We start from the raw sequence: 12,731 nt of genomic DNA, 5'->3' as shown, positions 1-12,731 counted from the left end.
TAAAACTGTCCGAAGTATTGTTGTTAATGATTTTTTTAATAACCAATGCCCTGTTTGGCCTGTTTGGCCAATTCCCCATGCCCTATTCCCAATTCCCCATGACTAATGACTAATGACTAATGACTAATGACTAATGACTAATGACTAATGACTAATGACTAATGACTAATGACTAATACTCCCATCATAGCTCCGGCAATGGGATAGTGGGTGGCGGTGGCAAATCCGGCTTGGCGGGCGAGATCGACTTGCTGCGGACCGATCGGGAATTTTTCTAAACTAGGATTAATGTAGGCATATTCTTGAGTCATGCCAAATTGCTGAGCAACGGGCACTACAAGAGTGTCTAGATAAAACTCTTGAAAGCTCCGCATCAGGGAATTGCTGGGGCGGTGGAGGTCGAGAATAGCGGCTTTTGCACCGGGTTTGAGGACGCGGTGCAATTCCTGAAGGCTGCGGGGGATGTCCGTCACGTTGCGGAGGCCGTAACCCATGGTGGCACAGTCGAAGTAATTGTCAGCAAAAGGCAAGTTTAGGGCGTCAGCTTCAACCCAGGAAATGGGACTAGAAGGAGTGAGAAAAGGTCGATCGCGCTTAGCAGCAACAGCCAATTGTTCGGCGGAAAAATCTACTCCAAATACGCAACCGGTAGGCCCTGCTTGTTTGGCCAGCAGCAATGCTAGATCCCCGCTGCCGCAGCACAAGTCTAAACAAGTATTTCCCGGGCCCGCACCGCTCCATTTCACCGCCATTTGCTTCCAAATCCGGTGCTGCCCAAAGCTCAACCAGTCGTTCAATTGGTTGTAAACTGGTGCAATTCGATTAAATATAGTTTTAATTTCTTCTGAGTTATTAGTCATTTGTTATTTGTTATTTGTTATTTGTTATTTGTTATTTGTGATTGGCGATTAGTAATTAGTAATTGGTGGTTGGTAATTTGTCATTGGTAATTGAGAGCCGTAAAATCTAATTAATCCGTCCATTCATGTCATGCTGTCGCCAGCCATTAATCCTTTTTTTATTGTTTGCTATCGGCGCTGCTTTGTCTTGAATCATTGGTTGGCGATCATTTTATACTCAAAACATAGAGCAGACTAATGACTAATGACTGATGACTGATGACTAATGACCGATGACTAATGACTGATGACTGATGACTAATCACCCTAAAAACTCGTCAAGACCAAAGCAACTTGTTGAGCTGCGAGGTGAACTGTTGTGAGTTCGTCGGGGCGCAGGGAACAAGGTTGTTTCCACTGGAGGGATATCAGGGCGATCGATCGACCTTTGTGAATCACCGGAACGCTCAGGTGAGCTTGAATGCCCGATTTTTGATAGTGCGGCAGACTCGCTAGGGCTGCGTCGCCGGCAATATTCACAGCACCCTGAATAGCTCCAGAGGCGATCGCCTCTAGAACCAGAGGGTCATCTGCCAGCCAATTTTCCACAGTTTTACCGCTGGTGTGAGTGCCTTGAGCCGGCATTAAAGCAGTTCCTTCGACCAGTTGCAAAATGCAAGCGTCCGCCAAAAAATTATCGCTCACAGCAGTAGCAATTGGGTCTAAAGTTGCTTCCAAACTCGGATAATCCACAGCCGTTTGCATGATCGTTGCTAACAGTTGTATTTGATTTTGGGCGCGATGCAATTCCTCAGTCCGCTGCTTGAGAACTTCATAGGTCTCGGCCGCCTTTTGCACCACCATTTTCAATTCGTTCGGGTCCCAAGGCTTGGTGATATACTTATAAACCTGTCCCGAGTTAATCGCATCCACCAAGTCTTCAATATCCGTAAAACCAGTCAAGATAATTCTGACCGTATTCGGAAACTGGGGCACAGTTTTGCTGAGAAACTCCGTTCCCTTCATTTCTGGCATCCGCTGGTCGGAAATGATGACGGCGACTTCGCCCTCTATGCCGAGGACTTCTAAGGCGCGAATCCCGCTCTCAGCTTTGAGCACGTTAAAATCTCGTCGGAAAGTGCGGTAGAGTAAATCCAGATTGTCTGGTTCATCGTCTACTACCAGCATTTTTGGTTTTTTCGGTCGGTGTAGGGTCATGAGCTGGCGTTTAATTTGATCTAGCTCTGGAATGGCATTATCCATAACAATACGATAAACTCCCCTTTGTAAATTTAGGCGAGCAACTATTCTGTAACAATAGTCTCATAACTCCCTTACTATCAATCTATCGCTCTGCGGCGACAGGAGCATTGCTGGTATCCAATTACACATAACTCAACGCTGGTTTTTGATTCAATTATGACTGATACACCGCAAGATTCTTCCCCTTCTACACCTGCACCCTCGCCTAATGCTGTGGATGTCGAACAGTTAATTCGATCGCTCCGCCGCAAGGAAGGCACCTGGGTAGAGTGGGGACAAGCCTGCACGGCGCTGCTGCAAGCGGGCTGCAATTCTCAGCAGATTTTTGAACAAACTGGTTTTGAGCCAATTCAGCAAAATCAAGTCAGCGTCGCAGCCCAAGTTTACACCAGCATGGTCAACGCTGGCGCTGCGGAAGAAGTTCGATCGCACTTTCTGCGGAAAGGAAGTGATATTTTATACGAATTTCGGATTCTCTCGCAAGCAGAGCGAGCCGGAGCGGCAGCTTTGATGTTGGCCCACAATTTGGATGTTGACGATTCCCGCCAAGTTGCTAAAGCGATTAAGGAGTTTTCGCACTTCGGGAGTCTGCCGCAGGGGTTCACAGACGCTCCCGGGGATGCTGTAGCTTACCAGTGCTGGCAGTTGGCGAGACAGAAAAGCGATTTGCAAGAGCGATCGCGCTTAATTGCTCGCGGTTTAAAATTAGCTAGCAGCCAAACCGCTAGAGCGCAAATCGAGCAGTTGCTGGTCGATTTTACAGTAGTTGCAAGGCGGGAAGCGCCCCGCTTGCCGGTTTACAGGCTCGATACCGAGGAACAATTGCCTCGGATTGTCCCGGTTGTAGGCAAATTGCCGCTTTCTACGTCAGATTTGCTGGCAGTGCCTTTGCCGGAGGAAATCGGGCCGTTCCGCATGGTAAAATTTTCCGGAGCTGGAGCTTGGGTGGCGATTCCCGGATGGCAGGTAATTTTGAACGCGGAAGATCCGGTGGCGGTTTTGGAAATGAGCGATCGACTGCCGGTACCGCTGCAAGGTAAAGTTGAAGAAGTTTTGATTATTGCCGATCGCGCCCAAAGACAGTGGGAAGCTGACAGTTATTTCCTCGCCGATAATGCGGGCAATTTAGAATTGCAGTGGTTTGAAACAGCGCCGCAGTTGTCGATTTTGGGGCGAGTTGTTTTGGTGATGCGTCCGAAGAAGATTGTGGATGAAGATTATACCAAAGATGGATGGCAAATTGATGATTAGTCAGTTGGCAGTTGACTGTTGACAGTTGGCAGTTGACAGTTGGCAGTTGACAGACGCACCTTGTACCATTAGCGATTCTGAATTTGGGCAGGAATTGCGCAACTGTTACATTAAATCAAAAAAGTACGTAGTTGCGCTTCAGCGCTCTTTCTTGATATATAGGAAAAGAGCGCTGAAGCGCAACTACGTACCTAAAGATTAAATCCCATAAAAGTACCTGTTGCGTCCAGAAGTATTGGAAATCATATCAAGTGCGATCGCAATATTTCGGCGTTTGGTGCCTCGCTACCTAATGACTAATGACTACTGACTACTGACTACTGACTACTGACTAATAACTAATTAGGCGGTTTCGGTTCTTGAACTTTCGGAACAGAATGCTGTTTCTTAAATCGAATTATACCATAAGTCGCCGCCCCAATTACTAGGAAATAAGGGCTATAAGCCAAAAGCCAAATGCCCAAAGCAAACAAACCTAAAGTTAATTCGCCCACAGAATGAGTCGCTTGTCCCCAAGTTTCCTGCACCCGCAAGCCGAGAGAAGGTTGGGGCTCTTGCTGGGCAGAGACTGCTGCTTCTAGAGTTAAACTAATAGTCGAATAGGCTACTTGATTTCGCAAACTTTTTAACTGAGCGTCAATTCGCTCGATCGACTCCCGAATCGTACTCAACTGTTGAGAAGCTTTCAGAACATCGCCAACAGAGCCGGATCGCTCCATAATTTTTAACACAACTTCCTCGGATTTGCGGAGATTCCGCAGTCTAGCCTCGCTGTCAACTAATTGATCGCTAACATCCTCCGCCGTAAGCCCTCGGTTTTCGACACTTCCGAGTTTTGCTAAAGCATTTAAAGTAGTTTCTAACTTTTCTTGAGGTACCCGAATCTGCATAGTTGCGGTTTGGCGCACGCTAGAATCCGGTGGCTTTTGGTTTTGGAAAGCCAAGATATCGCCTCGCTGTTTTTTCACAATCTCGGTGACAGATTTAGTGCTGGTGTCAATAGATTTGACAACTACACTGAGTTCGGCTTTTTTAATCAGTTGGGGAGCAGTTGCTGGATTTTCTGTGGCTGGTTTGTTTGCGGTGTCAGCAGCAACTTTTGACGCTGCGCCTCCGGGTGCGCTTCCGGCTGCGGGTGCGGATTGGGGAGCAGATGCGACAATTTGCTTTTCAGGGCTGCGGGATGAAGCAAAGCCGTTTGCTGAGCCGGTGGGGGAGGAAGTTGCACAGCTTGGTAAAGCAATGGCTGAGGATAAAGTTAAGAATGCTACAACTGCAAATCGAGTTGCGCTGTTGTTGGTTGGGTTTAACTGGTGTGGCGCGGAATTGGTTTTGAGGTGGGTTTTCATGGGGGGTTTTTCCTGTAAAAAGGTTTGGGTATTGAATTTTATGCTGGTTTTAATTTAAGCTCGGATAGATTGTGTTAGTTTAGCTGATACTAAAATTGAAACGGTAGAGGTTGAAGATTTTTTTATGTTTAACCGCAGATGAACGCGGATGTAATGCCAGTGCAATCATGCTTAAGGGTTGGGACTTTCGCGCGAAATTCAGTAACTCGGTTTTTGATACCGCTTGAAACGGCCGATCGCGACTAATATTTTTCCGATCTAAAATCTAAAATCTAAAATCTAAAATCGCATGACTGATGAATTTGATACTGATTTTAGCCGATCGACTGCCGAGATCGATCGCCCGAACAGCACTTTCTCCGAGTTAGATCCAGCAGCTCTTTTGGCGGCTGCTTGCGGTAAAATTCGCGACAGCTTGCGTGCGGGCCAGCACGAGATGGCGGATTGGGCGGGCGGCCCCCTTGCGGTTTCGGCGGTTCCAGGGGCCGGGAAGTCTACGGGAATGGCTGCTGCGTCTGCAATTGCGATCGCCCGCAACCGACTTTACAACCGCCGCCAGTTAATTGTCGTGACATTTACGCGATCGGCTGCTGCTAATATTAAAGCTAAAATTCGGGAAAGATTGGCACAATTGTCTTTATACCAAGGTGGTTTTGCCGTACATACTTTGCACGGTTTAGCTTTAAATATTGCGATGCGCCATCCCGATTTGTCGGGTTTAAATCTCGAAAATTCGACGTTAGTCACTCCAACTCAAAGTCACCGCTTAATTCGCACTTGTGTAGAACTTTGGATTGCCGAAAATCCCCGCCGATATCAAGTTTTGTTGGAAGGACAACAATTTGATGGAGAAGAAACGGAGAGATTGCGGCGACAATCGGTTTTGCGGACAGAGATTTTGCCGCAGTTAGCTAAAACTGTGATTCACGAGGCAAAATCTTCGGGTTTATCGCCGGAAGAGTTATTAAAAATGGGCGATATTGATTCTGGCGATGGCTATGAAATTTTAGCCGTAGCCGGCGGTTTATATCAAAAATATCAGGCTTTGTTGAGAAGCCGGGAATTCATCGATTATGACGAGATGATTTTAGCAGCTTTGCGGGTGTTGGAAAATCCGGGCGCCAGGGCGATCGAGCAAAAGCAAGTATTTGCCGTGTTCGAGGACGAAGCCCAGGATTCCACACCTTTGCAGACTGAGCTTTTGAAAACATTGGCGATCGATCCCGACAGTCCTAATTCACCTCCTAATTTTATCAGAGTTGGCGACCCAAATCAAGCAATTAATTCTACCTTTACTCCCGCAGATCCAATTTATTTTAACCAATTCTGTGACGAATGCGAAGTTGAAAATAAGTTAGCGACAATGGACGGTGCAGGCCGCAGCAGCCAGATAATTATCGATGCAGCTAATTTTATGTTGCAATGGGTAAATAGCTCGGAATTAGCGGGAACCGAACAGCCTTTTAGAAGCCAAACTATCAAACCAGTTCCCAGCGATGACCCCCAACAAAATGCTAATCCTGCCCCCATAGGTCGAGGCTTAGAATTGCATACTCCCCGCGATATTTACCAGACAGTTGAGTTAATTGGCAAGCGGGTAATTGAGTTAGTAGAGGAATTTTTACCTGCGGATTTTGCCTGGGAAAGTCACGAGCAAAATATTCAATCTGGCAGTGAATCGAGGGATGAAGAAAATCGCCCCAAATTGCCAGTAGAAAATCTAAAGTCAATGGCTATTTTGGTGCGGGAAAACAAACAAGGCAAGTTTATCAAAGAAGTCCTAGAAAATCCGCAAAAACACGGATTGAGCTGCGATTTACGCAAATACGGGATTAAAATTGAGGATGTCGGGGAACGAGACAGACATTCTCAAGTACCTTGGGAAATATTAACATTGCTGCAATTTCTCGATCGCCCGCACTCACCAGACTACCTGAAAGCAGCCTTAAAGATTTTGAGCGATCGGCAACTCATCCCCAAACAAGACTACAATACCTTTGCCACCAGCCCCGAACAATTCCTCTACCCAGGCCCCCTAGACCCAAAGCAGTCAGACCCAGTTCGCAAATGCCGTTATTTTTGCTGCGGTTTGCTGCAAGCACGCTTAGAGTTACCACCCTACCAAATCATCTCATTTTTAGCCTTAGCGCTGCAATACGACCAAACAGAATTAGCAACCGCCGACAAATTAGCAGAACGAGTAGCAATCCAAACAGCCGGCAACAATTCAACGAGCAATATTTTGGGAGTGCTGAGCGAAATTGTCAGTTCCGAAAGATTTGAACCAGTAGATGCAGATGACAAAATAGAAGAACGCTACACCAGCAAAGGTCAACTCACAATAATTACCATGCACAAAGCTAAAGGATTAGATTGGGATTGTGTATTTTTACCATTTCTGCACGACCAAACAATCCCCGGAAGTTTGCGAGTTTTGCCACAAACCCGATTTTTAGGAGATTTCACTTTAGCCGAGGTAGCCAGAGCGCAAATTCGAGCAAGTTTGCACGAAAAAAATCCTTTACCAAATCTCGGCGAAGCGTGGGAACAAGCAGGTTATTTGAAAACAGCAGAAGAGTTTAGATTGCTGTATGTGGCGATGACGCGAGCCAAAAGTTTGCTGTGGATGGCGGCGGCGAACAAAGGGCCTTTTACTTGGAACAAACCCGAGAATTTGCAAGAGCAAAAACCTTGTCCGGTGATGCCTGTTTTGAAACAGCAATTTCCCGGAAATGTGATGTTGTAAAAAAACATTTACAAATGATATCATGTCCGATCGATAGACCGCAATAAGTAAGGTTCGTAGTGCGGACTTCAGTCCGCAGCTTTTTGCGGACTGAAGTCCGCACTACGAACCGTTTTTGTTATGGTAATCGAGCAGGCATGATATGAAATATAATTGTACTAAAACTCATTATGCCTAACCCAGAAATTCGCACAGCTAACGTCACAGTTCCCAACGGAGATTTGCAAATCGCCACTTACTTGGCCCAACCCGCCGCCGCAGGACAATTTCCCGCAGTTATCGTGATTCAAGAAATTTTTGGCGTTAACTCGCACATCCGCGATGTTACAGAAAGAATAGCAAAGGAAGGATATGTGGCGATCGCCCCAGCCATTTATCAGCGTCAAGCCCCCGGCTTTGAAACCGGCTACGCGCCCGAAGATATCAAAATCGGCAGACAATACAAAGAACAAACTACCGCATCCCAACTGCTGAGCGACATCCAAGCCGCCATCGATTACCTCAAAACCTTACCGTCCGTCAAAAAACAAGGTTTTGGCTGCATCGGTTTCTGCTTTGGCGGACACGTCGCCTACCTCGCCGCTACTTTGCCCGAAATCAAGGCTACAGCGTCGTTCTACGGCGCCGGTATCGCTACTCTAACCCCCGGGGGCGGAACTCCGACGATCGCCCGTACAGCGGACATTCAAGGCACTCTCTACGGCTTTTACGGCACTCAAGACGCCAGCATTCCCAAAGAACAAGTTGACCAAATTGCAGCAGAATTGCAAAAACACAGAATTCCTCACCGAATTTTCCGCTACAATGCCGATCATGGCTTCTTCTGCGACCATCGCGGCAGTTACAACGCTACCGCAGCAGCCGAATCGTGGGTGCAGGTAAAGCAGCTATTTCAACAGGAACTTCAACCAGCTTAGAGAGTTGGAGATGAGAGATAGAGGGGGAGAGGGGGAGAGTGGGAGAGTGGGGGACCATTGGCGTCAACTTAAGCTGCAACCCCCAGTCCGGCAGGGACTGAAGTCCCTGCCTCAAAGCTGAAGTCCTCGCTCAGAGGACTGATGAGTTCTTCAGTCCTCTGAGCGAGGACTTTCGCTATTAGCCAGGGAATTAATTCCCTGGCGGTCTTTCGGGCTAAGTTGACACCAATGTGGGGGAACATCTTCCTTCTTCCTTCAACAGACGACAACTGATAACTAACAACTGACAACTGACATGAATTCCAAATCTACAGGTTCTCAAAGCGCAAAAGCATCTTTTTCAATGGATGATTTTGCTAAAGCCCTCGAACAGCACAATTACGAGTTCCAAAAGGGACAAGTAGTGCGCGGCAAAGTGTTCGAGTATGACTCCAATGGCGCGTATGTTGATATCGGCGGTAAGTCTTCGGCTTTTTTGCCGATCGAAGAGGCTGCTTTGAGAACGGTAACGGATTTGTCGGAAGTGGTTCCCCTCGACGAGGAAAGGGAATTTTTGATTATCCGCGAACAAGATGCAGACGGTCAAGTTACTCTGTCTCTGAAACAGTTACTAATTCAGCAAGCTTGGGAAGATTTGGTTGCTTTGCAGGAAACTGGTAAGGTGCTTCAGGTACGAGTTTCTGGGGCGAATAAGGGCGGCGTGACGGTGGATGTTGAGGGAATGCGCGGTTTTATTCCCCGATCGCACTTGGCACAACGCGATAACATAGAATCGCTAATTGGTCAATCTTTGACCGTGAATTTCTTGGAGGTCGATCGCGAACGCGAAAAACTGGTACTTTCCCAGCGGATGGCGACTCAATCGAATGCCTTAAATCAGTTGCAAATCGGTCAGTTAGTGGAAGGAACAGTCAGCAGCATCAAGCCTTTTGGCGTGTTTGTGGATTTGGAAGGAGTTAGCGGTTTGCTGCACATCAAGCAAGTCAGCCAAAAATATATTGAGAACCTCGGACAAGTTTTTGCCCCCGGCCAACCCCTGAAAGCTGTGGTGGTTGACCTCGATCAAAGTCGCGGGCGAATTTCGCTTTCTACTCGGGTACTCGAAAATTATCCCGGGGAAATGGTGGATAAAATGGCGGATGTTATGGATACCGCAGAAGAGCGATCGGAACGCGCTAGAAAAACTCTTTCTTAAGTCTTGACAAATTTACCCGTTTACTCGTTTTCAGACCCAATCTGGAAACGAGTAAACGATGGGAAAATTAGGGGAATTTGCGGGAATTGGGGGAATGTGCGATCGGGCAAGGTATGTAGTTGCGCTTCAGCGCTCTTTATATATATATTTATCAAGAGCGCTGAAGCGCAACTACGTACCTAATTTGTCTGATGACAATAAAACCACGCTGCATTTGTACGGCTTAACAGCGGATGATTTTAAGCAGATTTTAAACATAGTTTCTGACTAGGCTAAATAGTCAGTATTAGAACAAATTAAAATAGAAAGGACAAGTAATGAAAATTCGTGAGGTACTCAAGCGATTAGAAGCGGATGGATGGTATGAAGCAAGAATGCGAGGAAGTCATCGAGTCCTGAAGCACCCTGAAAAATCCGGTATCGTAGTTGTACCTGGTAGTTTTTCTGATGAAGTCGCCATTGGAACTCTCAAAAGTATTTGGAAGCAAGCACAACTGGAGGACGAATAATGAAAGAATATGTTGTAATCTTTGAATTGGCCGGCGCTAACTATTCAGCTTATGTTCCAGATTTGCCTGGTTGTATTTCTACAGGTAAGACACTTGAAGAAACAGAGAACAATATTAAAGAAGCTATAGAGCTTTATATTGACACGCTCCGGGAGGATGGTCAATCCATCCCAGAACCATCCCTTAAAACTAAGACAATTTCTGTTGCAGCTTAATTAGCATGAATTTCAATCTTCATTTTCCATTAAACAGTTTTAGCCGCAGTCGAACTTGTTTCAGTCTCAGCCTGTGCTTCCACCGTCCAAGCATTTTCCATATCTAGTGATTGTTTATGCTGATAAACTGGTAAGTCAAACCAGAAAGTAGTACCCACATTCACTTCGCTAACTAAATTAATTTTAGTGTGGTGCTTGTCAATAATGTTTCTGACAATCGAAAGACCTAATCCCGTTCCTTCTAGAGTGTGGACTCGGTTTTCTACTCGGAAAAAGCGATCGAAGATTGCCTGCTGATCTTCGGGATCTATGCCAATCCCAGTATCAGAAATTTCGATCCGCACTACCGGAAAATGGCTGGTATTCGGTGATAATGTGTGGGTTCCTGATGCGCCGTCTTTGCGTGCGGGAGCCTCGGAATCTAGCAAATAGGCTCGAATTGCCACCTTGCCCCCGGACTCGGTAAATTTTAAGGCATTTCCTACTAAATTTGCAAATACTTGGAGCAGCAAATCGTAATGGCCTAAAGCTGGCGGCAAACAGGGGTCAACTTCTTGCTCTAATTCGATGCCTTTATCCTTGGCATTTAACTGATAAGTCCGCAGGGTTTGTTCGACTGCTTGCGGGAGGTCAACCGCGTCTAATTGATAAATTCGGCAGGATTCCAGTCGCGACAAGTCTAACACGTCGTTGACTAAACGGGTGAGGCGATCGGTTTCTCGATTGGCAATTTCTAGGAATTCCCGGCGTTCGCTTTCTAGAAGGTCTTCTCCGTACTCGTGGAGAGTCTCGATAAAAGATTTGATATTAAATAAAGGCGTTCTCAGTTCGTGAGAAACATTGCTGATAAAATTGCTTTTAGCCTCATTTAGTTCGACTTCGCGAGTGATGTCCTGCACTGTCATTGCAATGCCTTTGAGACTTTCTCGGTACTGTCCGGAACCTTGATGCTTGGAGGTTTGCTCGTAGAATGTACACTCGATCGCGATCGGGCGCTGCGACTCGGTACAGGTATTTTCCTCCTCGCGCACGCAGCTTTTGCACAGCGGTTCGGTACCCGGGGCTTTGTGCAGAATTACGGTGGTTAGCAGAATCCGAATTGTGCGGTTGACTGGTTCGCTCAGAGTAATCCGAAATTCGCCGCCTTCGCGATCGCCCGCAGCGATTTCGTGCAGGGGTCTTGCCAACTCGCGCTGCACTTCCGCAGGTAAAATATTGACGACGTTAATGCCGATCGCATTTTTACCTTCCCATCCAAAAATCCGTATCCCAGTTGGATTGACTAAAATCACCTGCAAATTTGCATCCAGCAACAGCGCCCCATCAGCAATAGTTGAAACCAAAGTTTCTAACTTCGCTTTTTGGGCTGTCAACTCTTCAATATTTTGTTCTTCATAACTTTCTAATTTCTCGGCCATCTCGTTAAAACTGCCGATCAACTCGCCCAATTCTCCCCCCAAAGGCAGGTCAACGCGCTGCTTAAAATTCCCGCTGGCGATGTTTTTGACTCCGAAAACTAATTGTTTGATCGGGTGAGTAATTGTCAGCGCATTAAATACTGCGCCCAAAATCACCATCACCCAAATCGTGACAAATACTGCTAAAGTGACATCCCTGGTTAGATTTGAAGAGATAACTGCTGCGGGATTGGGGTTAATGCCGATCGCCAAAACGCCTAAATACTTGTCCTCGTGAATTAGCGGCACAAATACGTCAGTCACTTCTCCGTCAGGCGTCAAATGCTGCCGCACCAAAGGTAAAGAAGTTAAATTTCTCGCCTCAATGTCGGCGAGAAAATTATCTGGGAGTTTAATTTGGCGGCGCAGTGTCAGGGAAGTACGCACCTCCGATTCCGAGAAGGGTATCCCCAGGAAAATATCTCCTGCTTCGTCGCCGTACAGCATATAGCGGACGCTGGAGGTGCTGCTGTAAAATTGGCGGGAAAAACGGGCTACTTCGGAGCGATCGTTTTTCGCAATCAACGGCGCCACATTTGCCGCCAACAGCAGCCCGAGATCGCGGCCGTAGCGAGTATCGTTAAGTCTGGCGTCCTGCTGAATAGTATTCACGGCCCAAAAAGTCAGGCCGCTCATAATTAACGAAACTACGAGGGTAGCACCGGCCATCAGGCGAGTCTGGAGGGTAAAATCCGACCACCAGCGGGCAATAATTTCTCCGATTTTGTTTAGTATGGCCAGCATTTGAGCAGTTCACCAGTTCAATATTAAAAGCAAGATTAAGTTATTGGTCATTGGGCATTGGTCATTGGGCATTGGTCATTGGGCATTGGTCATTGGGCATTGGTCATTGGGAAGAAGGCCTTCCCAAGTCAAACAGGTCAAACAGGTCAAACAGGTCAAACAGGTCATTTATCATCAGGAAGAAGGGCCGAATATATACACAGCAATCTTTTTAGCGCTCCGTATTTTAAGTTTAATTAAGTTTTA

Annotated in this window: 11 protein-coding genes; 7 read left to right on the top strand and 4 right to left on the bottom strand. The window is 46.7% G+C overall.

The window, feature by feature from the left end; all coding sequences use genetic code 11:
• Positions 1-158: 158 nt before the first annotated feature.
• On the bottom strand, positions 159-860 hold the full coding sequence (ubiE, locus tag JGK39_RS08125) for a bifunctional demethylmenaquinone methyltransferase/2-methoxy-6-polyprenyl-1,4-benzoquinol methylase UbiE (protein WP_293245970.1): 702 nt from the start codon (positions 858-860) through the stop codon (positions 159-161).
• Between the two features lie 306 nt (positions 861-1,166).
• Positions 1,167-2,102, bottom strand: coding sequence for a response regulator (locus JGK39_RS08120; protein ID WP_293245967.1), 936 nt, complete (start codon positions 2,100-2,102; stop codon positions 1,167-1,169).
• 156 nt (positions 2,103-2,258) lie between these two features.
• Between JGK39_RS08120 and JGK39_RS08115 the strand changes: the two genes are divergently transcribed.
• Positions 2,259-3,353 (top strand): RuBisCO accumulation factor 1, encoded by a 1,095-nt coding sequence (locus JGK39_RS08115; protein ID WP_293245964.1) that lies wholly within the window; start codon positions 2,259-2,261, stop codon positions 3,351-3,353.
• A 338-nt stretch (positions 3,354-3,691) separates the two neighbouring features.
• Here JGK39_RS08115 and JGK39_RS08110 read toward each other — a convergent pair whose 3' ends face one another.
• Positions 3,692-4,702: a DUF4349 domain-containing protein gene (locus JGK39_RS08110; RefSeq protein ID WP_293245961.1), complete on the bottom strand. Its 1,011-nt coding sequence runs from the start codon at positions 4,700-4,702 to the stop codon at positions 3,692-3,694.
• A gap of 289 nt (positions 4,703-4,991) precedes the next feature.
• On the opposite strand from JGK39_RS08110, the gene JGK39_RS08105 reads away from it, so the two are divergent.
• The 6 genes from JGK39_RS08105 to JGK39_RS08080 all read left to right on the top strand — a co-directional run bounded on the left by JGK39_RS08105 (position 4,992) and on the right by JGK39_RS08080 (position 10,284).
• Positions 4,992-7,448 carry an ATP-dependent helicase gene (locus JGK39_RS08105; RefSeq protein WP_293245958.1) on the top strand — a complete coding sequence of 819 codons (2,457 nt, stop codon included), beginning with the start codon at positions 4,992-4,994 and terminating at the stop codon, positions 7,446-7,448.
• Positions 7,449-7,618: 170 nt separating this feature from the next.
• A complete protein-coding gene (locus JGK39_RS08100; RefSeq protein WP_293245955.1) occupies positions 7,619-8,365 on the top strand; it encodes a dienelactone hydrolase family protein in 747 nt (248 codons plus the stop codon).
• 295 nt (positions 8,366-8,660) lie between these two features.
• A complete protein-coding gene (locus tag JGK39_RS08095; protein ID WP_293245952.1) occupies positions 8,661-9,560 on the top strand; it encodes a S1 RNA-binding domain-containing protein in 900 nt (299 codons plus the stop codon).
• A 58-nt stretch (positions 9,561-9,618) separates the two neighbouring features.
• Positions 9,619-9,831, top strand: a complete 213-nt coding sequence (locus JGK39_RS08090) for a hypothetical protein (protein WP_293245949.1) — start codon at positions 9,619-9,621, stop codon at positions 9,829-9,831.
• 46 nt (positions 9,832-9,877) lie between these two features.
• Positions 9,878-10,069 carry a type II toxin-antitoxin system HicA family toxin gene (locus JGK39_RS08085; RefSeq protein WP_293245946.1) on the top strand — a complete coding sequence of 64 codons (192 nt, stop codon included), beginning with the start codon at positions 9,878-9,880 and terminating at the stop codon, positions 10,067-10,069.
• Positions 10,069-10,284 carry a type II toxin-antitoxin system HicB family antitoxin gene (locus tag JGK39_RS08080; RefSeq protein ID WP_293245943.1) on the top strand — a complete coding sequence of 72 codons (216 nt, stop codon included), beginning with the start codon at positions 10,069-10,071 and terminating at the stop codon, positions 10,282-10,284. The genes JGK39_RS08085 and JGK39_RS08080 overlap by 1 nt, the downstream gene beginning before the upstream one ends.
• Positions 10,285-10,313: 29 nt before the next feature.
• Here JGK39_RS08080 and JGK39_RS08075 read toward each other — a convergent pair whose 3' ends face one another.
• A complete protein-coding gene (locus JGK39_RS08075; protein WP_293245940.1) occupies positions 10,314-12,485 on the bottom strand; it encodes a HAMP domain-containing sensor histidine kinase in 2,172 nt (723 codons plus the stop codon).
• Positions 12,486-12,731 lie beyond the last annotated feature (246 nt).

The organism is Microcoleus sp. PH2017_12_PCY_D_A (assembly GCF_020738565.1).
Taxonomy (GTDB): Bacteria; Cyanobacteriota; Cyanobacteriia; order Cyanobacteriales; family Microcoleaceae; genus Microcoleus.
This window is presented reverse-complemented; position numbering and strand designations above follow the sequence as displayed.

Coding starts and splice junctions, on each gene's coding strand:
- JGK39_RS08095 (WP_293245952.1), top strand. CDS start 8,661: ATGAATTCCAAATCTACAGGTTCTCAAAGCGCAAAAGCATCTTTTTCA.
- JGK39_RS08110 (WP_293245961.1), bottom strand. CDS start 4,702: ATGAAAACCCACCTCAAAACCAATTCCGCGCCACACCAGTTAAACCCA.
- JGK39_RS08105 (WP_293245958.1), top strand. CDS start 4,992: ATGACTGATGAATTTGATACTGATTTTAGCCGATCGACTGCCGAGATC.
- JGK39_RS08090 (WP_293245949.1), top strand. CDS start 9,619: ATGGGAAAATTAGGGGAATTTGCGGGAATTGGGGGAATGTGCGATCGG.
- JGK39_RS08075 (WP_293245940.1), bottom strand. CDS start 12,485: ATGCTGGCCATACTAAACAAAATCGGAGAAATTATTGCCCGCTGGTGG.
- ubiE (WP_293245970.1), bottom strand. CDS start 860: ATGACTAATAACTCAGAAGAAATTAAAACTATATTTAATCGAATTGCA.
- JGK39_RS08085 (WP_293245946.1), top strand. CDS start 9,878: ATGAAAATTCGTGAGGTACTCAAGCGATTAGAAGCGGATGGATGGTAT.
- JGK39_RS08100 (WP_293245955.1), top strand. CDS start 7,619: ATGCCTAACCCAGAAATTCGCACAGCTAACGTCACAGTTCCCAACGGA.
- JGK39_RS08115 (WP_293245964.1), top strand. CDS start 2,259: ATGACTGATACACCGCAAGATTCTTCCCCTTCTACACCTGCACCCTCG.
- JGK39_RS08080 (WP_293245943.1), top strand. CDS start 10,069: ATGAAAGAATATGTTGTAATCTTTGAATTGGCCGGCGCTAACTATTCA.
- JGK39_RS08120 (WP_293245967.1), bottom strand. CDS start 2,102: ATGGATAATGCCATTCCAGAGCTAGATCAAATTAAACGCCAGCTCATG.